15 protein-coding genes and 1 pseudogene are annotated in these 22377 nt (G+C 51.5%); 12 read left to right on the top strand and 4 right to left on the bottom strand.

Annotated features, from left to right (window positions below; translation table 11 throughout):
- Position 1 precedes the first annotated feature (1 nt).
- The 3 genes and pseudogenes from C7534_RS02960 (at position 2) to C7534_RS02950 (ending at position 2750) form a co-directional block, all read left to right on the top strand.
- Positions 2–973: an XdhC family protein gene (locus C7534_RS02960; RefSeq protein WP_109784941.1), complete on the top strand. Its 972-nt coding sequence runs from the start codon at positions 2–4 to the stop codon at positions 971–973.
- Positions 974–1407: 434 nt separating this feature from the next.
- On the top strand, positions 1408–1977 hold the full coding sequence (locus C7534_RS02955; protein WP_109784940.1) for a GNAT family N-acetyltransferase: 570 nt from the start codon (positions 1408–1410) through the stop codon (positions 1975–1977).
- Positions 1946–2750 (top strand): annotated as a pseudogene (locus C7534_RS02950) (tyrosine-type recombinase/integrase). Before C7534_RS02955 ends, C7534_RS02950 begins: the two are co-directional and overlap by 32 nt.
- A 505-nt stretch (positions 2751–3255) precedes the next feature.
- Here C7534_RS02950 and C7534_RS02945 read toward each other — a convergent pair.
- Positions 3256–3717 (bottom strand): hypothetical protein, encoded by a 462-nt coding sequence (locus C7534_RS02945; RefSeq protein WP_109784939.1) that lies wholly within the window; start codon positions 3715–3717, stop codon positions 3256–3258.
- A gap of 1276 nt (positions 3718–4993) precedes the next feature.
- Here C7534_RS02945 and C7534_RS02940 point away from each other — a divergent pair.
- From C7534_RS02940 to C7534_RS02925, 4 genes are all read left to right on the top strand, one after another.
- On the top strand, positions 4994–8494 hold the full coding sequence (locus tag C7534_RS02940) for an autotransporter outer membrane beta-barrel domain-containing protein (protein WP_158283916.1): 3501 nt from the start codon (positions 4994–4996) through the stop codon (positions 8492–8494).
- 39 nt (positions 8495–8533) lie between these two features.
- Complete coding sequence (locus C7534_RS02935; protein ID WP_109784937.1) at positions 8534–9112, top strand: OmpA family protein; 579 nt, start codon at positions 8534–8536, stop codon at positions 9110–9112.
- 1178 nt (positions 9113–10290) lie between these two features.
- A complete protein-coding gene (locus tag C7534_RS02930; protein ID WP_256594744.1) occupies positions 10291–10743 on the top strand; it encodes a hypothetical protein in 453 nt (150 codons plus the stop codon).
- A 33-nt stretch (positions 10744–10776) separates the two neighbouring features.
- A complete protein-coding gene (locus C7534_RS02925) occupies positions 10777–10989 on the top strand; it encodes a hypothetical protein (protein ID WP_109784936.1) in 213 nt (70 codons plus the stop codon).
- A gap of 236 nt (positions 10990–11225) precedes the next feature.
- Here C7534_RS02925 and C7534_RS02920 read toward each other — a convergent pair whose 3' ends face one another.
- A complete protein-coding gene (locus C7534_RS02920; protein WP_109784973.1) occupies positions 11226–11558 on the bottom strand; it encodes a hypothetical protein in 333 nt (110 codons plus the stop codon).
- A gap of 294 nt (positions 11559–11852) precedes the next feature.
- Between C7534_RS02920 and C7534_RS02915 the strand changes: the two genes are divergently transcribed.
- A complete protein-coding gene (locus tag C7534_RS02915) occupies positions 11853–12731 on the top strand; it encodes an ATP-binding protein (protein WP_109784935.1) in 879 nt (292 codons plus the stop codon).
- Positions 12732–13217: 486 nt separating this feature from the next.
- On the top strand, positions 13218–13541 hold the full coding sequence (locus tag C7534_RS02910) for a hypothetical protein (RefSeq protein WP_109784934.1): 324 nt from the start codon (positions 13218–13220) through the stop codon (positions 13539–13541).
- A 1255-nt stretch (positions 13542–14796) separates the two neighbouring features.
- Here C7534_RS02910 and C7534_RS02905 read toward each other — a convergent pair.
- Together C7534_RS02905 and C7534_RS02900 are read right to left on the bottom strand one after the other, a co-directional pair.
- The gene (locus C7534_RS02905; protein ID WP_109784933.1) at positions 14797–16095 is read right to left on the bottom strand and encodes a tyrosine-type recombinase/integrase; all 1299 of its coding nucleotides are present in this window, start codon (positions 16093–16095) and stop codon (positions 14797–14799) included.
- 118 nt (positions 16096–16213) lie between these two features.
- Complete coding sequence (locus C7534_RS02900; RefSeq protein WP_109784932.1) at positions 16214–16594, bottom strand: hypothetical protein; 381 nt, start codon at positions 16592–16594, stop codon at positions 16214–16216.
- A 753-nt stretch (positions 16595–17347) separates the two neighbouring features.
- On the opposite strand from C7534_RS02900, the gene C7534_RS02895 reads away from it, so the two are divergent.
- The 3 genes from C7534_RS02895 to C7534_RS02885 are packed head-to-tail and all read left to right on the top strand — an operon-like array spanning position 17348 to position 20802.
- Positions 17348–19228 (top strand): Mu transposase C-terminal domain-containing protein, encoded by a 1881-nt coding sequence (locus C7534_RS02895; protein WP_109784931.1) that lies wholly within the window; start codon positions 17348–17350, stop codon positions 19226–19228.
- A 3-nt stretch (positions 19229–19231) separates the two neighbouring features.
- Complete coding sequence (locus tag C7534_RS02890) at positions 19232–20137, top strand: ATP-binding protein (RefSeq protein WP_109784930.1); 906 nt, start codon at positions 19232–19234, stop codon at positions 20135–20137.
- Positions 20134–20802 (top strand): hypothetical protein, encoded by a 669-nt coding sequence (locus C7534_RS02885; RefSeq protein WP_146206152.1) that lies wholly within the window; start codon positions 20134–20136, stop codon positions 20800–20802. Before C7534_RS02890 ends, C7534_RS02885 begins: the two co-directional genes overlap by 4 nt.
- Positions 20803–22377 lie beyond the last annotated feature (1575 nt).

Below are 22377 nucleotides of genomic sequence, written 5' to 3'. Positions count from 1 at the left end.
CATGCAGCATCTGGATCTGCAAGTAATACGCCGCGCGCTGGCCTGGGTCGGTGCCGGCCAGCGCGTGTGGCTCTGCACGGTGTTGTACACCTACGGCTCAGCGCCACGTGCGCCGGGCTCACTGCTGGCGGTGAACGCCGCCGGGCAGTGGATCGGCTCCCTCTCCGGGGGATGCGTGGAGGACGACTTCCTTGCCCGGGTGGCCGAGGGTGCCTTCTCCGATGCCGTCGTCGTGGTGCGCTATGGCGAAGGCGATGACCCGCGTAGCCAAGTGCGCTTGCCCTGCGGTGGCATCCTGGATGTGCTCGTAGAAAAGCTCGACCCGGACTGCGAGGTACAGGCGCACCTGCGCGAGCTGGAGTCTGCCTTGCTGGGTCAGCGTCGGTTGATCCGCCAGGTTGACCTAGCCAACGGTACTCGCCATCTGATCGCTGATCGGGAGCACGGCCCTCGGGTCGAACGTAGTGCCAGCCAAGTTCGACTGCGCATCGGTGCCGCCCAGCGGCTGGTGCTCGCCGGCTATTCGAGCGTGGCCCAGGTGTGCGCTGAGTTCGCGGTGGGCCTGGGCTTCGAAGTGATTCTCTGTGACCCACGTGAAGAGGCGCTGGACGGCGTGGTGCTGGAAAACGTGGAGATTCGCCGCGAGCTGCCATCACTGTTCATCGCCGAAGGCGGTTGCCACAGCGATACAGCGGTGGTGGCGCTGACCCACGACCCGCGCATCGATGATCTGGCCATGATGGAGGCCGTGCGCACCGATGCCTTCTATATTGGTGTGATGGGTTCGATGCTGACCTCACAGAAACGCTTCGAACGGTTGCGTCGCGTCGGTGGTTTGAGCGAGTCGGAACTGTCGCGCATCCACGCCCCGATCGGCCTCAACCTGGGCAGCAAGACCCCTGCCGAAATCGCCCTGGCGGTACTGGCGGATATCTTGCGCATCCGGAGCGGCATTATCCGCGAGCACCTTTGAACGCCGCGCAAGTGGCGGCCGGTCGGGTTGGATTGCGACATTACTACTTGGCCCTAACATAAAACCAACGTAAGCCCTGATTAAAGTACGATTTACTCATCCAAAACTGTGAATTGGCTTAGTGAACGAGTTTTAGACACCTCTTTTCGGGTGTTTTCGGCTATTCAAAATCACTCCTACAGCGGTCTGGTAAAGCGGCGGTTTATCGAACTATTCAGATAGCACGCTGCTTGTGCGCAGGCATTTGGCTTAAGTGCGCTTTCTGCTCACCAAACCCCAAAATCCGCAGCTTTGACTTTTACTGAAAAAGTAGTCAATACGAGGCGACCAATTAACTTAACGGTCATTAAATGGCCATTTCCATGGATAATGGTTATGCCCTCAATAAGTGGTGATAAAATACGTAATCACCACTTTTCAGCAGGGCAGGGCACATGGACGTTTTTAAACCACTGCGCGATTTTTTTCAGCGGCGCGCAGCAAACAGCCTGGCAACCAGTCTGTCGTCACTGTCGATCCGTATCGACCATTCCAACGACACCCAGCGGCTCCAGTTTCCGTTTCCAGGGAGGGGATCACTTCTCGTCGCTGAGCGGGACGGTGTCCGCATCGGCCATGTTGACTACAGCCTCAACGTGCTCAAGGACCGGGTGTATATCAACAAGATCGAGATAGCACCCGAGTATCTTCGTCAGGGCAACGGACTGGCACTGCTGTGGCACCTCTGGCAAACACATCAGTTGCCGATCGTTCCCCTTTACGAATACGAGCTGTCGTACGGGTTCTGGGAGACTGCCCGAGCTAAGTTCAAGGCTGCGGGTGCCGAAATCGGCCCTCAGTTGGGTTCCCAAGCTGAGATGGACGAAGAATCCGAGCGTTGGCGGCATTTGGTACCGGAGTCAGAGGCAGACCGTTCGATCCGGGAGTACTGGGAATGGGTGGCCAGTGAACACGCAGCGCGCCGGACATCCGATGAGCGAGCTGATGACCGGCGGCGCCGGTGAACGTCGCCTGAGCGCCGCCGAGTTCCAGCAACTGGCCCGCGTGCCGGCCGCGGCGGAATGGTTCGCCAACCTCGACAACCCGAGCGCCCGCCGCGCCTATCAAAATGACCTGGCGGACTTTTGTGGGTTTGTCGGCCTCAGCGCTGCCGAGGAATGTCGCGCGGTGATCCGCGCCCATGTGCAGGCGTGAAAACGGCCCAGGATTGAAAGCAACGAAAGCAAGACCCGGGCCAAGCTGTTATTGAGCGCACCGGATGGCTGGACCCTCTAGGGCCTGCGGGATCGAGCGATTTTAGCGGTGCTGCTGTACCACGGATTACGCCGGGAAGAGGCCGCGCAGCTGATGACCGCCGACCTCCAGGAGCGTCGCGGCATCAAGCACCTGCAAGTGAAAGGGCGGCAAGACCCGCTATTTACCGCTGCACCCGGTGGCCGCCGAACGCCTGCATGCCTACCTGGAGCGGGACGGCCAACGCGAGCCGGGCAATGATCCACTGTTCCGCTCGCTGCGGGGCCGCACCACCGGCAGCGGCACCTCCGCGAACGGCATCTATAAGGTGGTCGCGCAATGGACCCACGCCGCGGGCATCCAGGTCGACGGGCTCGGGGTGCACGGCTTGCGCGCCACGGCGACGACCAATGTCCTGGAGTATGACGCCGATATTGCCAAGGTCCAGGTCTGGCTGGGGCATGCCAATATCAGCACTACCCGCCTGTACGACCGACGCGGTCAACGATCGGAGGACTCGCCGACCTTCAAGGTGAAATATTGACCCCACCCCGCGTACAATTTTGTCCGAACTCTGTAGCCTTCCCAGTTTTGTTCAGTGCATTTCGTGGCGTTGATCGGGTCACAGTCGTTCGGGCTCGGCTTGGATAACGTCTGTTTTAGTCCACCGCTGCAAGGTCCGCAGCGATAGGCCGATTTCCGGGGGGGGGGGGCAGCGGCAGCGGAGCAGAAACTGCACTTTAGCCAAATGCCTGCCCGCAAAGCCGCTGGCTATATGAAAACCACCGTTTTTTGAAAACCTTTTCAGCTAGCACCAGGAACGGTCAAACTATCCAAAAAGTGGTGCGATAAATTCGTTTCGCTAATCAAAGTCTGCCAATCCAAAACTTTTGATGAGTAAATCTAACTTTAATCAGCACTTACGTTGGTTTTCCGTGCTTTTAAATCCGTTTTCTAGGCGTCCCCTATTGGTCTCTAAAATCGCTTAGCGTACGTTTCCGCTCCATTGGACTTCAAACCACTTTTCGGGTCAATTGCTCCCTGGACCCCTATTCTACGTCCACCCCCACATAGTCGGAATTGGTCAAAATGGTGAGCCCTGTTGTCAGGCTGACCACGTAATATTCCGACTCATCCTCATCCTGGGCCAAATAAAATCCGTTGCTTCCGCCACACAGATGATTCAATGGCCAGCCATGAACAGTGCTCATGTCGTCATTTTCAACAACGCTTGGATCTGGGTAAGCAGCAGGTGACTTCGTCTTGCTTGTGAAAAGCTCCTGCAGTTCAAGGACAGTTGGTAGTCGCGTTTTGTCATTCATTTTTTTGCAATATTCTTCTGCCTCGGGGCCCGCCTTTAATACCGTGTCAGGCGCTCGAAAGTTATCGAACGACTCAGCTACTAACGCTTTTGGGATCGGCTTCTCGGCAAAGCACAATGTGCTGCTGGCGGTCAACAAAACGAAAACACAGGGTGTTACTAGGCGTATAAAAACCTTGATCAAACGCATTTACCCCTTGATCAAATTGAAAATTTTCTGGCGGCATTACTTGATTATGCAAAACAAAATAACGACTGTAAATAATACAAAATATTATCAATATGCATTATTGTAAATACCTCCGTCACTGGGAGTTCTGGAATGCTTTTGCTGAGGAAGTTAAGATATAAAGCATGTCCCTTTGATATTTTTTTGACTCCTATCCAGGATATTTTATCAAACCTTACATAGATTACTTGCTTAGAAATCGCCACGCGCCATCAAAATCGGCACGGCCGTTATTTGTCGCTATGTCGACGTAAAAAGTAAACTGAATGAAAGCTTTGTCGTTGTAGCTTAGTGTTTCAGGAGTGGAAGTTACCTCACCAAAAAAAAATAGCACTTCATAACCGCGTCGTGGCAAGGCGAAAGCCTGTCAAACTCTTTACAGTTTTCGGTTATTTCATTAGCAGAAGACATTCCATATTTCGCCGCCAACTAACATGCAGAGTAATCATCACTGAAGGCCGCAGCCGCAGGTTGCATCAGCTTCAATTCGTTCGCCGTAGCGTGACTAAATTCCTGCGTCTCCGCCCTTTTTTGGCACATTGGGTATGAATTTGGCGGAGTTTGTAGATACCTATGAAGGCGAGACGGGCGATAATTAAAACCCATAACATCTTTAACGCTTAGCATGTGTGTTGAGTATTTATATTGCCAGGAGGTTAATTCGTCCAGATTAATAAATGGCGTCCCATTATGCCTGCAAGGACTGAATATAGCCCCTATGTCTGCACGATTGCAGCCTTGATTTTTTCGATAGTTGGGAAGCAAATTCGTGCTCAAAAACATGACAGCATTAGAATTAATAATTACAAATTTATAGCCGTCTATGTGTCTGGTTATAGGTGAATTGTAGGATGTTTACGTGCATTCATCGGGGCGGGGCGGGGCGGGCTTCGTCGCGCGCATCAAACACCAACTTTTCCAGCCGCATAAAAATTTCTATATTGACAATTTAAGAGGTATCAACGTGATGGTTAAGTATGTAGTTGTATATGGCATATTATTTATGTCGCGGCAGGCGAAGGAAGGTTGGTCCCTTGGCGACAAAATTATTAGGCCTTGCGCAAACACAGTTGCTCTGTTGGGGACGGTTACCCTCGGGTGCATTCCCTCTGCTTGGGCAAGTAACGAATGTGGTATAGCCGCAGGAGGCACTACGGTCAACTGCACACCGGCATCCTATTCCGCGGGCATTTCCTACAACGCTGACAACCTTAAATTGAATGTAAGCGATGGGAGTGTGATTGGAACATTCGCAACCCCAGTGGCAGGCAAGGGCATTTCGAACACTGGTGCCGGATCGGGCTTAAGTACATCTGAGTCACACGGTGTGGTCGGTATTTACACTAGCGGTGATTACGGTTACGGAATTTCTGCCATCGCGACAGGTACCGGCAATGCAGTCGCTACCTCCTCGGGGGACACTTACATTAAGACCAATGGTTCGGCGGGCGCCCACGGGATCTTAGCCAATGCTCAGGGGATTGGTGATGCGTCGGGAGTAAATAACGGCACGATTTTAACGACCGGCTCCCATGCTGCCAATGAAGGCAACATGGGTGTCCGTGCGCTTGCAAATGGTGGGAAAGCTAATGCGCACAATACCGGAACTATTTCAACTAATGGAGCATTTGGCTATGGTGTCTCTGCGGAAACTACAAAGAATGGCACTGCAACAGCCACTACTAGTGGCGCTATCACAACAAATGGTAGTTATTCTACAGGAGTTTATGCCCACCTTTCACCCGGTAGTGCAGGTAACCATGGCGAGACGATAGCCACTGTCGAAACTGGCGGGAGTGTTACAACAAACGGTGGGCCCTATGGCGTCGGTGTTTTTGCGGACTCGATGGGTTGGGGAGATGCGCGGGCCAACAACGACGGAACAGTCTCTACCAATGGACAATTCGCTGGGGGCACAGTAGCTCGCGTGCTTTATGGCGCTGGCGATGCCACCGCTGTGAACCGAGGGGAGGTCTTGACGAAAGGCATTGCAGCGCAGGGCGTCTTTGCAGCTGTTGATCAGAGTGCAGCGGGGAACGCAGTCGCGCTAAATATGGGAACCGTGACAACAAGTGGCAGTAGTTCGAATGGGGTCGAGGCATTTATAGGGACGCCGCTTAGTACGTCAACATCGACGGTGACGATGAGTGATGGAGAGATCACAGTCCGTGGTAATAACTCAGAAGGGTTGCACAGCGGTAGTGCTGGACTCGGCACCGTTAATGCTTCGCTGACTGGCGGCAACATCATCACGCAAGGTGTAAACGGCGTCGCGATCCATGCCGTTATCTCCAACTTAAACAGTAGCGCCGCTGCAATCGCGAGCATGGACGGTGTCGATTCGGCAGTCACCACACAACAGGCGTCGGGTCATGGCATTTATGCAACAACCACGGGATCGGGCAGCGCTAATGCCATACTGTTAAGTGGTCATGTTAGCACCTTGGGGAGCGGCGCTCACGGCGTGTACAGCTTGAATTCTGGCTCCGGTCTGGCGCAAGTAACAATGGCTGGGGGCAATATTGCCACTGCCGGCCTTGACGCTGATGGCTTACGCGCCTCATCTGCTCTAGGAAACTACGGCGTTGATGTCATTGGGGGTACCTTAGCCGGCGGCGGCGGTGCCGGTGCTGCCATCCATACCCTGGCAGCGGCAGGCGGAACCGTCAACATCGGCGCCACAGCCACGGTGAATGGCGCGATGTCCGGTATTGCGATTCGGGACGGTGATGCTACTAACAGTGGCACAGATACACTCGGCGGCGGCACTATCGTCACCTCAGCCGGTATCATAACTGGCGATGCGATCCTCGGCTTGGGCAACGATAGTGTTACCCTCAGCGGCGGCTATTTTACCGGTAACCTCTACGGTGATGATCGAGTCGCTAGCGATGCAGATGGAAATGATAGCTTCAATTGGTCGGGTGGTTACCTGTCCGGCGGATTTTATGGACAAAACGGCTCTGATGTGGCGCTGGTGACCACCGTCAATTATGACGGTAGCACCGTTCTAGACGGTGGTGATGATGTATCGGCGGCCGACGGATGGGTCGACAAGCTGACCCTCCAGGGCGTGACTGCGACAGTGGACGGAACGCGACTGGTGAACTGGGAAAACATCTCACTTGACCATACCGCACTCACTCTTAGTGGCGCCCCGCTGTTCGTTGGGGGGGGCGTGGACAGCAGCGCAAATTCTATGGGGCTGTTCATCAATTCGACCAGTAGCGTACTGATGGGGGCGAGCACGTTCGGTATCACCGGCGACGTGTACAACGCGGGTTCAGTAGATCTGCGAAATGTATCGGGTACGGCTGGCAATGTGCTCACGATAAATGGCGACTATGCCGGCTCTAACGGTTTGGTGAAAATCAATACGACACTGGCAGACGATAGTAGCAATACCGATAAACTGGTCGTCAACGGCAATACCAGTGGTACAACCCGGCTGCTCGTGGCGAATGACGGAGGCTTAGGCGCCGCCACCGTCAACGGAATCCAGGTAGTCCAGGTCACTGGAACCTCGTCAGAACGCAATTTTGCACTGAGTGCACCAGTGGAAGTCGGCGCCTATGAATACAACCTGTTTCGCGGTGGCAGCACCGACGGGGATACCAACAGCTTTTACCTGAAAAGTGCCTACTCGGTTACGCCCGTACCGACACCCGTACCGACACCCGTACCGACACCCGTACCGACACCGACACCGACACGAGCACCGCGTACGGCAGTCCCTGCTGTATTGCGTCCAGCCGTTCCCGGCTACGCTCTCGGCCAGGTAGCGATCAATGAGTTAGGGATGGGTTTGCTTGGCACATTGCATCAGCGAGTGGGTGAACAGCAGACGCTTAAATGGGATGGCTGCGACTGCGACGCCGAAAAGCCTGACAACCGGGTATGGGTACGCATGCACGTGCAACGTCTGGATTTGGATGGCAAGCGCCAATTTGGCTTTGAACAAGAAATGCAGTACCTCCAGATTGGGAAGGATCTAGTAGTTAGTTTCGGTGAGGGCAAAGACAAGTCTCACATCCACACAGGCATCAGTGCAGGTTATGGCCAGACCAGTACCAGCTTTAATGATGCGCGTCGTGGAGAGGCTGGTATGGGCTACGACACGGGAAAAATGGAAGGCCAAATGGCTACGCTTGGTATATATCACACACGTTATGCCGACAACGGAAGCTACCTCGATTTGGTCGGTCAGATTCATGCTGTTCGAAATAAATACACCGACAAGTACAATGATAATGGCACTCAAAAGGGCTCCGGGTTAGGGCTTAGCGCGGAAGTAGGTCGTCCTTGGCAAATCGGCGACAGCCAATGGCTGATCGAGCCACAGGCGCAGTTGTCCACCCAAGTGACACGCTATCGCGGCTTTTCGGACAACGTGTCTTCGGTGGACAGCTTTACCAATCAAAGTCTGCGTGGCCGTGCAGGCGGGCGGTTGGCCTGGAACGCCAAGGCGGAGCGTGAAGACAAACTTACACGTACTGACACCTTCTACATGACGGCTAATATGCTTCACGATTTCAAAGATCCAGAAGCCGTAAACATTGGTAACACCACGGTCATGGAGGAGTTGTCCAAGAAGACTTGGGCTGAGTTAGGTATTGGCGCGCAGCTGCCATTGAGCAAGACAACCTATCTCTATGGCGGGGTGCAGTACCAGCACTCGCTGGGCGGGACTGATCGCGAAGGCACCACCGGGCAATTAGGTGTACGGGTGGCGTGGTAAGCAAGTCGGTAGTAACGACAATGACAAGGAGCAAAACAAATGAAGGGTGCACCAAAACGGCTGGCACTTGCCGCCACGACTCTCGCCACCATCGCCGTTGCTGGATGCAGCAATCTACAGGATGAGCACTACAACTGGGGTCAGGAGCAAAGCTGTGAAGTTGCCCCACACTTAGCGCCGGCTCCGGTTCGCGGGCCTGAGGTACAACCAATGAGGCGTATGAATCTTAGCGCGGATGCTCTTTTCCTCTTTGATCGCTCAGGCTTTGGGGACATACTGCCGCAGGGACGCAGTGAACTCGACGCACTGGCACAGGCACTACTCAGTAAAGGACCGTGGGTGCAAAGCTTGGAAATCACGGGTTATGCGGATCGACTCGGCGACGAGAGCTATAATAGTCGTTTAGCTCTGAAACGCGCTCAAACGGTGGGTGACTACTTAAAGAACGCTGGTGTCCGCGCACCCATTAAGGCGCTGTCAATGGGGGAGAAACAGCCTGTTACAAATAATTGCCGAGGGACGGCCCGTACTCGATACCTAATTGGTTGTCTACAACCGAACCGTCGCGTGGTTGTGGAGGTCCAAGCACAAGCACAAGCACAAGCACAACAAGATTGATTCGACCTTTTTTGATCGTGAATCTGTGTGGCTAGTCAAAAATTTTTTGACTAGCCACATAAGGTAGTGCCTGAGAAAGCCGGCCACCTTTATTGTCATTACATGTAGAGAAAAACTCAGGTTACTGGTTAATGCCTGCCCGCAAAGCCGCGTGCTATCTGGGTAGTTCTATAAAACCACCGCTTTATCAGACCGTTGTAGAAATGATCTTGAATAGACGAAAACATTCGAAAAGAGGTGTCGAAAACTCGTTTTGCTAAACATAGTCCGCCAATTCACAGCTTTGGATGAGTAATTCGTACTTTAACCAGGGCTTACGTTGGTTTTCGGGTCCATTGCTCCCGGAACCCCAACTTCTGCAAACGACCTCGGGTCGCACTTTTCCAAATTCTATGGGCTTCCCTTAAGGCAGGGCATGCAGGTTTTTAACGAGCTTAGGTAACCTTCCCGACTTCCAGAAAGGAGTAGGTACTGTTGGCCTGGCTCAATGAACCCATTGCATTTTGTACATATGATCCGTTTCTGGGCGGTAAGCATGGTTGGTGTTTTTAAATCGAGCATATCCTTCCTCGGGTCAATTCCGGCTGGGGGCGAAATGACACCCTAAGTGCACTGGCTGTTCCATTGAGCCCCAACCCCATTGATGACGTTCGGCATCGCCTGCCAAGTCTAAAGAATGATCGTTTAGAAGACTGGACACTTTGCGCCATCAACGTGGGCGATCAGCGACGCATGCTACCTCCAGCCCCTCCCTAAATCTCAAAATCGATGCCTTCACCGAAGGCACATAGCGGACTGACTCGTTCAGATGTTTAATGAGCCAGCGCGCGCACGCGCCCGGTTGAGTCCTCGGGTGGCTTGCCGTCCGGGGGGGATTTATCCGGGTGTTAGCGCCCGTAGGGCAGGGCAGCTTTATCGCCCTGGGCCGCTTAGACAGGCTTCACCCCGATGGGACATGCGCTTGGTTTGAGAGTTGCGGGTGCAGGGGCCGCAGGCCCATGCCTGGGGTAGGGGGCGAGTAGGCCCCGATGCCCGCGCCGTGCCGTAGGCATGACTTGCGCGGTGCATATCTGCTCTCCGAGGGGTTTACACCGCGATAGTCTTTTTTTACCCGTAGGGGTAAGCTGAAGGACGAGCAGATTCGCTCTCTGGAAGAAAAGCACCTGCATTCACGGGATGTGCTGGAACATTACCGTAACGCGGTCAAGGAACAGCGGGAGCAGGAACAACAGCGACACGAAGGGCAAGTGCAGCAAGTTCGAGTTGAGCTACGACAGCTCCAGCACACTTTGATGCTTAAGCAGGATGAACTGACTCGACTCAACAGAGATAACGAGCGCTTGTTGAGTGAGGCGCGACAGCAAGCAAAGGCGGTGGCAACCCATGAAGACGCGGCGCTCTTGTTGAGCAGTGAGATTACTGCAATGAAGACCGCAGTTTCCAAGGCAGACGGGACGAAGGAAGCGTTTCAAGAGCAGCTCGGTGTGTCGCGCGCCGAAGCTAAGCGACTGGAGGAGGGCCTGGCGCAGGCAAGCACGCCATTGGCTGAAGCCCGAAGATTGTCGGAACAATATTCTGCGGAGCTCACTCAACTACGGCAAACCGCGAATCATCCACACGCAGACAATTAAAGCTCCACAAGACAAGGCTAGAGGAGAGTTAGATTGATCAAATTTGACGCGGTGTATAGCGGTTCTGTTGCAAGCACTTCTGACCTGAAATATGCGCATGAGCGCCTGAATCAGATGGTTTCCTCGGACGATTGTTCGGGGCCACTGAAGCGCGCCGGGCGACTCAAGTCTCAAACCAAGAAGGTGGCGCCCAAAATGAGCAGGGGGAGCCTTGATGCGTATAAGGATAAAGAAACGCCGCTGTGAATTTCTAGGGATTGTATTGAGTTGCATACTAAGCACATATTCTGCGTTCGCATGCACAGCCCTGTCACTGTAGCGACCAACTTATATCAGCGGTGGCAACTGGGCATAAATTTGGGACGCCGACAGACCGTACTGGGTCGATTTCCGCCAGTGACGTCAGTCCCGGACCCTTCCTAGAGTGATCGTTCCAAATGAAAGGCGTTTCACGTCCGGCCGCAAGTCTTGTGAGGATTCTCTTACATCGACTTGATCGAAACCACTTTCACAAATCGGAATTTTTTCTTGGCCGCCCTAATAGCCTCTTGCTCGGCTAGGAGGGTACTTAGCGTATCGGCCTTATGGACCATCTCGTGCGTCTCACCTTCAAATTCATTGCCCACTCGAAGCGTGACTCTCAACCGGGGCGTAAACGTTTTCGCGACTTTATTTTTCTCGGCCACTTTTGCTGGTTGCCTGATCACGATATCCGAGACGGGCTTCTGCGCTGGAGATTCACTGCATTGCGGAGCTTGCTCGCTACCACCGAACAGCGCCCGGCGCATTTCTTCTTCAGTTAAATCTGGGTTCATGTCAATTCTCAGAGGAGTGTTATGGGTAGCTAGTGCTGATTCTATCAGCATGGCGATTTTATCCCGTCGAGAGTCCCGTCTGTTCAGGTCTAACTCCTTGCAACCACGCTGGAGGAATTAGGCTCGCTATTTATCGATACGGCTACGCATCTTTCGCGAGACCGGGTCCACTCATCTCGCCAGTGTTACCTAGTGTGACTCTCAGATGTTGCCTTTTGCATACAAATCGAAACATCTTATTCCGGTCCTGTACTGGCTGAAATAAAAACCTAAGGATCAATTAGAACTCCTAAAATGGCAGACATCGGGACAATGCGCCGGGCTCAACCGGCCTGTGAGCGACGCAATCACAAGGAGGTAGACGCTGTAAGTCTTGAAGTGTCGGTAGATGACCAAAAACTCGGCCCTGCGGAGTCTATCGCGAAGCTAATGTATCAGCGAATCTCGAACTATCTGTCCGCTCGCAACGATCCCAGCCTTTATCAGAGCGTTCGGAATATGTCGCAGTTCGTCTCCGATGACTACGGCAACCGTTTTTTGGTAGAACTCATCCAAAATGCCCATGACGCACATGACCCATCACGCACGGATGGCGAGATCGCTGTAGTGTTGGACGTTACTGAGGGCCAGGGATGTTTTTATGTGGCGAACCGCGGTCCTGGCTTTGCCGGTGAAAACCTGCAAGCCATCACCAACATCGCGCTGAGTAGCAAACCCGTGCATGCCGGTATTCGGAATAAGGGGCTGGGATTTCGAAGTGTGCTGCAGGTGTGCAGTTGGCCCGAAATTTACTCGGTTAATAGCGAAGGTAGGGGGAGCACTTTCGACGGATTTTGTTTTCGCTTCGCAACAATTGATGACCTGCGCGCTCACCAAGATGTCCATCCGGCCGATGTCGCTCAAGAGATGGCCAACAACCTGCCTTGCTGGCATATACCTGTTCCCGCAGAGCCGGGTGATAAGGTCACACGATTTGCCGAGGCAGGTTTCGCCACCGTTGTCCGCTTACCTCTGAAATCGCCTGAGGCGCTTCAGGCCGTGCAGACACAAATGGAAGTCCTAAAAAGTCTGACGACACCGCCCCAGATGTTCTTGGAACGGGTCGGACGCATTTCTCTCGACGCTGGGGTGGGCGAGCCATTCGTACTGGAGCGATCATTAGCGGAGGCCTGACCCTAGTACCCAAGGGTTTCAAGGTGGACTCACCAATTACTGTGACCCAGCTCCGCTTAGGCAACGCGGAGTTTGTCGCGGCTCATTGGGACATCGATGACCAACTGTTCAAGCAGGCATTGCAGGCAAGCCTTGATAAGAAGAGATACCCGAAAGTTGGAGGAATTGGGACGGTACCGCTCGCATCAGTATCGCCGTCCCGCTAAGTACGCCCTTGGAGACGGGAAGACTGTATTGCTTCTTACCGCTTGGATCGGAAGGCAAAGCGCCGTTCTGCGGCTACATCAACGCCAATTTCTACACGAAGATGGACCGAAGAACGGTCGATGTATCTATTGCACTCAACGACCTTTTTATGAGGACAGCCACTTGGCTAAGCTGCCAACTGATTGACTTCATGGTCAGTAGTGGGTGGCCTCAGGCGCCAGTGCGGTCGTCAGCCTTCTTTGCTGGGACGAAGCGTATGAACCCGTGTTGAAGGTTGGCATGGGCGACGACGGCCAAGGCATTTTGAACAAGGCGTTTATCCCCGTACGTGGAAAAAATGACACGATTTCCTGGGCATCACCTAAGGAAACGTATTTATGGTTAACGCCGAAGGCCGCCTGCCTGTCGCCTGAAGCTATTTGCGAGATTGGTGGCGGGAAAGTCTTGGTCGATTCGCTCACGTTGGCCCAAAGGAAAGCATTGGATGGGCTTTATAAACGGCTCAGACATGCAGACTTTAAACCAGCTGCCAGTGTCGTCGCCGACTGGGTTGAAGCAATTGCTGTAAGGATGCACGAGCAGACTGCTACTCCAGAGCGTTGATGAGGGCGGCAGGGGGCACACCTGTGCTAGGCCATTGTGATCCGGCCCTCGAAGATGGCACATGGTGATCAAACGTAGCACGTAAGTCTAGCGGTGTGGGCAACTGGCGGTAGATCCTCACCATCGTCAAAGACCAAGCCGGGGCGAGCAAAGCGAAGCCTGCCAAAAAGGCATCCGTGCGCCGAACGACTGCATAAGGCACCTCCAACCCCGGGGAGTAAGAAGTCTCAAATTCATGGTTTGGCTAAAGGTTAATTTCAATAAAAAATGGCTTTGCAATCCGCATGATCTGCCGATCTGCCTTAGATTTTGTGAGCCCGCGCCATCGAGCGAAACCTCCAAATTAGCCTAGAGTAAAACCACGCAAACAATTGTGTGTCTGACCAACTAGAACAATCGATTGTCATTGATGCGCCTGATGGCGTCACATCATGCAGGGTAGTTGGATTGAGCAGTGCTACTGGCCCTTCGATCATCGGCAAGGCGGCGCGTAGACGCGTGCTTCCAGATTGCCAATGGCCGGGTCAAAGAAGTCGTATCGGGCGGTGTCAGTTGCTTCACGAGAGATACCGGCGTCCGTATTGCATTCGCCACCTGCAACATAAAGTAGCGGTACGTCGATCAAGGCATTGATGGCAAATAAGGAAGCGGGCGATGGGGTGAGTGGATGTACACTTGGAGTCGAGTTCGAGGACCTCCCATCCATGATGGTGAAGGGTCACGAATTAATAGCAGAGAGTAGGGTGGGCGCTGCTTAACCAGCGGGAATGCATCTATTACGAAATCCTCGTTGATGAGGTGCAGACCTCAGCAGTTACGACTGGGAAATCCTCGACGTTCTGCTTCATTCATCGATCGACGTTCGAATGGTGGCGATATTCGCCAATCAGTATTGGCCACAAACCCACGTGGTTCGAAGAACCGAAAGTACGCATATACCGAGGCCGTTTGCTGGTTCATGGAGCGTGAGAAAAAACGCCTCTTGGAAATTACTAAACGGGTTACCACGTGGCGCTGTCATCCAGGAGTCTCCGCATTCTCCGACACCATTTTTGAAGCCAGCTGGTTTTTCCCTGCGACAAAGTTACTGAATGAAACTAGGACTGAACACGATGCGGTGCCGCGTGCACAGCAGAGCGTAGCGATCGGTGTGGAGAAAGCGGGGGTATCAAAATTGCCGTATTGAAGCCCTTGAACCTTGATGTCCCAACCGACCTCGTCGAGCCGAGCCTGGTTTGGCGTTTTTAGGTAAATTCTAACCTCTGTCCTTGATCCCGAGCCCTTTAACTGACTTGGCACGACTCTGATCCAAAGAGTTGTAATAAGTGTTCTGAGTTGTCGACATACTCTCGTGGCGTAAGTCAGCTTGGAGATCTTTGATATCGCGAAATGGCGCGTCAAATGTAGCCGCCGTGTGACGCAACCAATGTAGGGACGCGGACCGAAGCTTGTCCATCTCTAAGTCGGTTTGACCCTCATCCTTCATACGCTGAAGTGTTTTATCGAACACCACCTGAATGAGGGAGCGAATGTAACGATCTGACAGGCCAGCCCGACCTCTGACCGTTGTGACCAGTGGAGTACTTTCCTTGTAAGACGGCAGCGGCGGAAGGGAGAGGGTGGTCCGATATCGCTTCAAGTAGTCTTCAATGTATTCGTCTCGTACGCTAACTTTCGCGGACTTATTACCTTTACCCACGACGTTGAACCACCAATTCTCACCGTCGAATTCGAACGAACCCATTGTAGGTTTCCAATTGTCCCGACCGACGAGATCAGAAATTCGGAGATAGAGAGAGAAGAGGGTGGCCACAATAAATAGCGTCCGCTCGTGCCTAGGATCCTCTGCGGCCATGACTTCTGCGGTTTCAATAACATAATTCCACTGGAGCGGAGTCAGCGCCTTTCCGGAACTCATCACCGTGTTGCGCTGTTTATAGTTGGATTTTTGTTTGACTGACCGAATTGGATTGGCTTCTGAGGTAAGACCTTCGTCAATGGTGTACTGGAAAAAACTGCCACACACGGCAAACACCTGGCCCATCGAGCCAGCGGACATTTTATACGCTGTGTCATCTATGTCTTTACTGTTCTCAGCAGCAACCTTGCGGATCTGTTTATCGATCTTGACGTTAAAAGGGCGCCATTTTTCGTTGATGATGTAGGTGTCAGTTTCAGCCGCCTTACGACCTCCAACCCGGGTAAATCTCGATTTGACGACCGGACCGATCCACTCAAGACGAGGTTGTAAGCAAAACTCCAGGAAACTCTCACAATCATGGCGCTTGAGTTCTAGAAGCGGCTTCTTGGCTATCAGGAGAGACCACAGCAGAAGACGCTCAACATGGGTACGGTATGAATTGAACGTGGCTTCGTTGTTTGAATAGGACTTTAGGAATCCGCGAACCGCCAGGTAACCATCTTGAGCCTTTAGCTCTGACGGAAAGGAGAAAAGGTACTGAGTGACAACAGGCTGCTCATCAGACACACGACTGAAATTCAGGTCTCTAAAACGATGGTAGGTGTCAAACAAAGGAATCGGAGACGCAGGCATGGGGTTACCAAATTAGCGATAGAGATGACTTGATGCGATGTTAAGCAGCGCCCTAGCAATCTGCAACATCCGGGTCTGTGCGTTATCGGTTATTACACATGTGTAGAACCCTTCTTGGCTATCCGTGGGTGATACCTGCCACCTCATCTTGGGCCGCAAGCAACACTTCATCTCCATCGGAAAAAAGTACATCTTGGGGTCGACTGCCTCCGAGGTAACTGCTGGGAGAAGCAAACCAAAATGCGATTCCCCATCCTCCTTTTTTCGTTCTCAAAACATCGAGTATCACCTTCAGTCCAGGCACCGGCCCGTGACCATCGTCGGCCAGGAAGGCATACATCGGAAACAGTGAGCAGCCGCCATGCTGAATTGAAAAAATCTTTCCCTCCGTTTCCCAATCATCCAGATTCAAAGGGGGCAGACCGAGCCGATGAGCCGTTTGGTCCAGAGAGAGAAAGTCACCACTATCAAGGATGGCTTTCTTCGCGACCTCGAGCATTTGCTGCTCCCGAAAGGCGGTGTTCCGATGCGCTGCCATAGTAGGTGTGAACATTGAAAGCTAAACGGAAAACCATTTCCCCTTTTATTACAGTTATTTATCTGCGATGTCGCCCCATCGCCGGAAAACAGAAATCTTTTTTCCGGTAATGGAACGCCATCTATTCGTTTTTCCGCCAATGAAACGTACGTGCCATCTATCTAGATCACCCTCCACCCATACGACGGAATCCCCGTCCAACCTCCCACCAGCGACTTCGATCAGATGCACAATTGAAACGTCAGGCTTGTAAATTTCTGTCCCCCTAGTGACTAACTCCTTCGCACGAATTGAATCTCCCAGAGTTGCGGATTTCCCGTAACCACATGCTACAGACGTGCCGTAAGGCCTTCGACCAGCCAATCCCCGGCGACTACACAGCACGAACAAAATTTTTTTCATAACCACTATTGGTCAGATTCGGTTTTTTTTGGTTATAAAAAAAACGATATTTTTTAATATATTTTTTAATTCATAAAGCATCACAATTAGTGAGGCTGGATAGTAAATTATTGAAAGGACTGAGAAATTAAATAGTAAACTAAGTGTATTTATTTCGGTGGCTCAAAGTTCAATATATACATAAGTCGGTGTTTGCGTTTCGAGCTACTCAGTTGCTGGGTTTTTATACATGGTTGCGCATTGTGGATGAGTGACTATGATGAGCCAAGTGTCATGTACCTCAGTTAGAAATCATAAACATCAGAGTTGGTCATGGATAAGAGTGATCTGTATGAAGAAGCTCAACCGTGTGAAAAAACTACGGGATTGGTTCCAGTCAAAAGACCCCACGAAGGTGTCCCCAGAGATTGGAAAGAGTCTGGTGTTCCACCCAGCAATGAAGTCATTCCATATCAGGTAAGGACGATTGACCACCGGGAGGAACAGCTCGCAGATGAACGTAGATCTGTATTCGAACAGATCGATCAAGGAATGTCTGCCAGTAGAGGCATGGAACTGCTTGGGTTAAAAAAATCCCATTTCTACAAGTTGCTCGACGATCATCGCAATGGAAAGGACATCATTCGTAATCACAGGGGAACGCCTAAAGGAGGCAGTCGAACAACATCGGGACAGGTGGCCGCGCTCAGCAACGCGTTCGAAAACCATTACGAGGGCCCGAAGGCCTCTATCAGTGAGTTGTTGAAGTGGGCTAACCGTCATTGTGAACGTGCTGGTGAAAAACCGATAAGTCGCCATACGGCGAGAAGGTATCTCTATGCAATACCAGAAAAAGACCGTGACCGAAAAATACTTACTGTTGAGCAGTTCAATCAAAAATATGGATATAAGCCAAACAAACTAATCATCGATTGTTTGCTGCGTCGCGTGTCAATGGATCATACCCGCGTGGACATATTGCTCGTTGATGAGTTTAATAGAGATGTGATTATCGGTCGTCCCTGGATAACCCTGATCATTTGCGACAAGTCTAGGGTTATCCTAGGTTTTTATCTAAGTATGGAAGCTCCGAGCCTAAACACGGTTGCTGCTGCCTTAGCGTTTGCGATTATGAATAAAGAGAGCAGCCTGCTCAGTTTCTTTACTCACCCTGGTGAATTTCCGTTCTTTGGCATTCCGTTCGTCATTTTTACAGATAATGCTGCTGAGTTTACAAGTGAAGCATTTATCCAGCAATGTAAAGAATGGGGGATGGAATGGGAACATCGGCCCATCGGCAAAAAGTGGTATGGCGGGATCATAGAACGCGTTATTGGCTCATTCATGACAACTGGAGTGCACTTTCTTCCCGGCTCAACTGGGAGCAACGTTGTAGAGCGGCAGAGTTTTGAAAGCGAGCTAAATGCCCAGTTAGACTTCAAACAATGTGCGGAGTGGATAGTGAAAGAAATAACAGTTTACCACGGAAAAATTCACAGATCTCTAGGTTGCACCCCTAGACAAGCTTTCACCCATTATAAAAGCGAGGGAAAGTATGACTCATCTAGGGTTATCAGTAAAAAAGATGAAGCTAGATTCCTCATCGATTTCTGCCCTACTTCATTCAAGCACAAAGTTCACTCTTACGGGATCAATTTCGCCGGCCGCAGGTATGAAAGCGATGCCCTGAAGGACTATGTAGGGGAAGAACTCGATGTCAAGTATTTACAGTATGACCTTAGCTATATTTGGGTAAAGGCGCCTAATGAATTCTTAAAAATTCGTTGTTCTTACAACCGTGAAGGGCTATCAATACATTGGGAATCCTACTCGAACCACAAGCAGTTATCTAAACGTGTACCAAGTTTGATCAATAAGGCTAGCGGTACCATCGATGATGAGTTCGCGCCCGCCGCTATGGATCGTCAGGAAGAAATTCTTCAAGAATCTGCAGCTATGAAAACGGCTTTCATGAATGCGCCGAAACAGCCAGCTCTACCTCCACCACCTCCACCTCCACCTCTACCTTCAGCCGAGAGGGTGGATCTGGATGAAGTGGAGGCTTACCACATTGATGATAGCAAATTCTATGTCCAATCCGATGACGTTATCTGGGAGGAAGATGACGATATCTTCAAGCCACGAATAATTTCAGACACCAATGAAATCGATCTGCTTGTTCCAGTTTTGATCATTGATCCTAAGGAGAGTTGAGTTATGAATAATCAGTGCGAAGTTCCAAAATACGGTCACGTCAAAGCAGACTTAAGGCATCTTGTCGACTTGCCCCCAGAACAAAGGATTCAGATATGCCGCCATGATATCTGGATCGATACCCCGCGCTTGAAGCCCTTGCTGAACTGCCTAAAGCACATGGTATACACAGACCACCAGATCCAGGCGTCTAGCATATTCATCCATGGGGAGGGCGGTGATGGCAAGTCCGCATTATTTCATCGTCTGCAGGCGTTGGGCGAGCTTTCGGGGAAGAAAATGGTATTTATCACCCTGACCGAGAATTTGAACCGATACAAACTACATGACGCCATCTGCGAGCAATTTAGCGTGCAGATCGGCAAGAGAACCACTGCAGCTAACAGACTTGACATCATTGAGAAAAAAATTAAATCGGGGGATATCGGTGCCATTGTCATCGATGAGTTGTCCGATGCGATGCTTGAGGGGAGCACCAACAAACGAATAATCTTGTCACTGTTGCGCAGCCTAGCAGAAGGCAAGCTCAAGCTTTGCGTTATTGCTTTTGGCAACTCAGTTGCGAATGAAGCAATGATACTTGATCGTGTGCTAGATCGGCGATTTGTGCAATGGGAACTGCAGTCCTGGAAATTAGATCAGCACTTTGTGGACTTCATTGCAACCTACGAAACCCATTTGCCCCTGAAGCTTGTGTCGAACGTTGCATCCCCAAAGCTGCGGACGCTCATATATTCAAACTCACATGGCATTCTGGATAATATCGTAAAGATTCTCAAATGCGCCGCTATGGACGCTATCGAGCAAGGCACTGAACGGATTACGCAAGATCAAATCCCTAACATCGATGCCTTGGCGATGAAGTACGGTTTCAAAATCCACCATCCTGCAAAGCCCAAAAAAACATGATCAAGCTCTCGCCCTCACAGTTTGCTACCGCTAACAGTGTCTTAGCTGCTTTGACACGTGGGGGCGTACTTTGCGTTGTCTCATCCCAGCCTGGTTTTGGTTTGACGACCTGCATGGAGAATATCAGGTCGCGCGTGAGTAATCCGTTTTTCACTATAGCAGACCATCCTGAACTTGCCGGACTGGATCTTCTTGGTCAGTTGTATAATCACCTAAATATTGATGCTGAGTTTCAAGCTAAAAGTGAATTGCCCAGCTTTGCAATTGAAATTATTACCTTGAGAGAGATTTCCACAATTTTTGTCGACGATATAGATATTTTCCTTTGTGGTGAGCGTGCTAGGCGTCGTACTGTACATCAGCTGAAACTGATTCTAACTGCGCTCCCATCAGTGAACATTGTAATCTCTGGGCTTCATGCAGAAACAACGGACATGCTTGAACTGCAGGTGGGCTCATCACACAGTGGTGAAGCTTTCAGCCTGGATGGCTTTCAATGTTTATATGAATACAAGGTTTTTTTCGAATCGATCCTCGCTGAAAACTCACAAACCGAGTTCGCGGACGTATCGCTGGAAGCGCTTTATCTCATTACCAAAGGAAACCTTGGTAATACATTTCTGCGATTGTTCCATCCCGCCTACCTCTACTATGGTCAGAAGTAAATGACTGTTTGCATCGATTGCTTACCGATCGAGGGAGAACTTTTGTCGTGCTGGTTGTATAGGCAAAGCATGGTTTCCAAATACACGCCGCTCGGCCGGGAAGCACTCAGCCAGCTATGGGTTGCCTCGGGCCCGGCGGTAGACTTCGATCCAGATTTCTCGCGAAGCTCCAGCTTTACAAACGCGGCTTGTGACGCCGTAGGCATGAGTAGTGATCTTAGGGCTGCCCTCATTCAACCACCTAGCACCTGGCTGATACCACGCTTTTACAGGCGCACGTTTTGCTATCAGTGTTTGGCTGAAAATTTTCGAACCCATGCATTTCCTACTTCACTGAACAAATGGTGTGCCGTGGGCGTCGTAGTCTGCGAAATTCATAATTTGCCGTTAATCGATGCTGCGGAGGTATTCGGGCCTAAGCTGAGCATGGCCATGAAATTTTTCCAGATGCATCATTTACACAAGGACAGGTACCTCTCAGCATCACGCTTGCAGGACGCGAGGCGGTCTATCAAGTCCTTGCGACTCGTACAGGATATGCTTAACCGTTTCGAGGTTAATGCCGTCCCACATAATCTGAGCAACGATGTTCACCAAAATAGTGAGTGGGCATTCTCGAAATTTCTGATCTGCTTGATGCTCTATCCTAGATTCGGTCTCATCAACCGCTACATGCGTAACGATGCTGCTTACCTCCAGCTCCCGGTATTCCAACAGACCTTCTCTCACGGGCCCTTGATAGCCAGTATCGCTCACCGAAGGGCCGCGCTGCTTATCCTCGGTTGGCTCTACGAGGTCGTACCACCAGACGAGTCAAGCGTGATTGAGGCACTACTGAATGCAGTAGGGGGCGTGATGGGATTTTCGAATGCTCATGGTTTGGGATCATCCTGCAATGGTTTTACGGCAGAGCACGCTGCCGTCATCGCACGCCGACTTGCCCAATGGCAACCTCCAATAGTCTCTAGCAGGACTCAACAGTTTATTGAGGGATTCGCTGCTTCCACTGGAAAGTGAAGGGTAATTGACTTGCTGGCAGAATATACAGGCGAGGGAATGGGGAGTATCGAATGGATACTAAGTTTTCTTTAATCACCGAGATTTCGCTTCCTTTAGGTGCAGTTTGCCTAGACGGCTCATTTGGCGCTTCCGGTGTATGGATTGACTTCTTAGTGGCCATGCCACGCGTACGCGTACTCCGGTACTTAATACGTCGGAGCGCAGAACGCAGCGGTTTTGCATCCGCACTTCGCACGGGCTCGTGGGTAAAGGTCGCCCCAGTCGTTAAGCACCGTCGCATTAGTTTTACTTACACAACGTTGTACTCACCGTGGCCGGTGGGGAAGGAGTTTGATCACGCTCGTGATTTTTGCGACTTATTTTTATCCAGGTTTTTTCAGTGGCCGGCGGAGATGTACGGCAACCGATCTGATATCTTCATGAGCTCCCTCGTTTTAATTTCTGAACAAGCAGAAACCACCATTGCATCCCTGCAGGGTTGTTCTTGTTTCCCCCGGCCATCTCCAGGAGTGAGTCGCCAAAGCGCTCTGAGTGATCTCCACCGAAGCCCAGGGC

Source organism: Pseudomonas sp. OV226 (genome assembly GCF_003148705.1).
In the GTDB taxonomy this organism is placed as follows: Bacteria; Pseudomonadota; Gammaproteobacteria; order Pseudomonadales; family Pseudomonadaceae; genus Aquipseudomonas.
Note: the sequence above shows the minus strand (reverse complement) of the source record. Positions and strands in the feature narration are given on the sequence as shown.

Coding starts and splice junctions, on each gene's coding strand:
- C7534_RS02945 (WP_109784939.1), bottom strand. CDS start 3,717: ATGCGTTTGATCAAGGTTTTTATACGCCTAGTAACACCCTGTGTTTTC.
- C7534_RS02905 (WP_109784933.1), bottom strand. CDS start 16,095: ATGCCTGCGTCTCCGATTCCTTTGTTTGACACCTACCATCGTTTTAGA.
- C7534_RS02910 (WP_109784934.1), top strand. CDS start 13,218: ATGGGCGACGACGGCCAAGGCATTTTGAACAAGGCGTTTATCCCCGTA.
- C7534_RS02890 (WP_109784930.1), top strand. CDS start 19,232: ATGAATAATCAGTGCGAAGTTCCAAAATACGGTCACGTCAAAGCAGAC.
- C7534_RS02920 (WP_109784973.1), bottom strand. CDS start 11,558: ATGAACCCAGATTTAACTGAAGAAGAAATGCGCCGGGCGCTGTTCGGT.
- C7534_RS02895 (WP_109784931.1), top strand. CDS start 17,348: ATGGATAAGAGTGATCTGTATGAAGAAGCTCAACCGTGTGAAAAAACT.
- C7534_RS02900 (WP_109784932.1), bottom strand. CDS start 16,594: ATGCTCGAGGTCGCGAAGAAAGCCATCCTTGATAGTGGTGACTTTCTC.
- C7534_RS02935 (WP_109784937.1), top strand. CDS start 8,534: ATGAAGGGTGCACCAAAACGGCTGGCACTTGCCGCCACGACTCTCGCC.
- C7534_RS02885 (WP_146206152.1), top strand. CDS start 20,134: ATGATCAAGCTCTCGCCCTCACAGTTTGCTACCGCTAACAGTGTCTTA.
- C7534_RS02955 (WP_109784940.1), top strand. CDS start 1,408: ATGGACGTTTTTAAACCACTGCGCGATTTTTTTCAGCGGCGCGCAGCA.
- C7534_RS02960 (WP_109784941.1), top strand. CDS start 2: ATGCAGCATCTGGATCTGCAAGTAATACGCCGCGCGCTGGCCTGGGTC.
- C7534_RS02915 (WP_109784935.1), top strand. CDS start 11,853: ATGGCAGACATCGGGACAATGCGCCGGGCTCAACCGGCCTGTGAGCGA.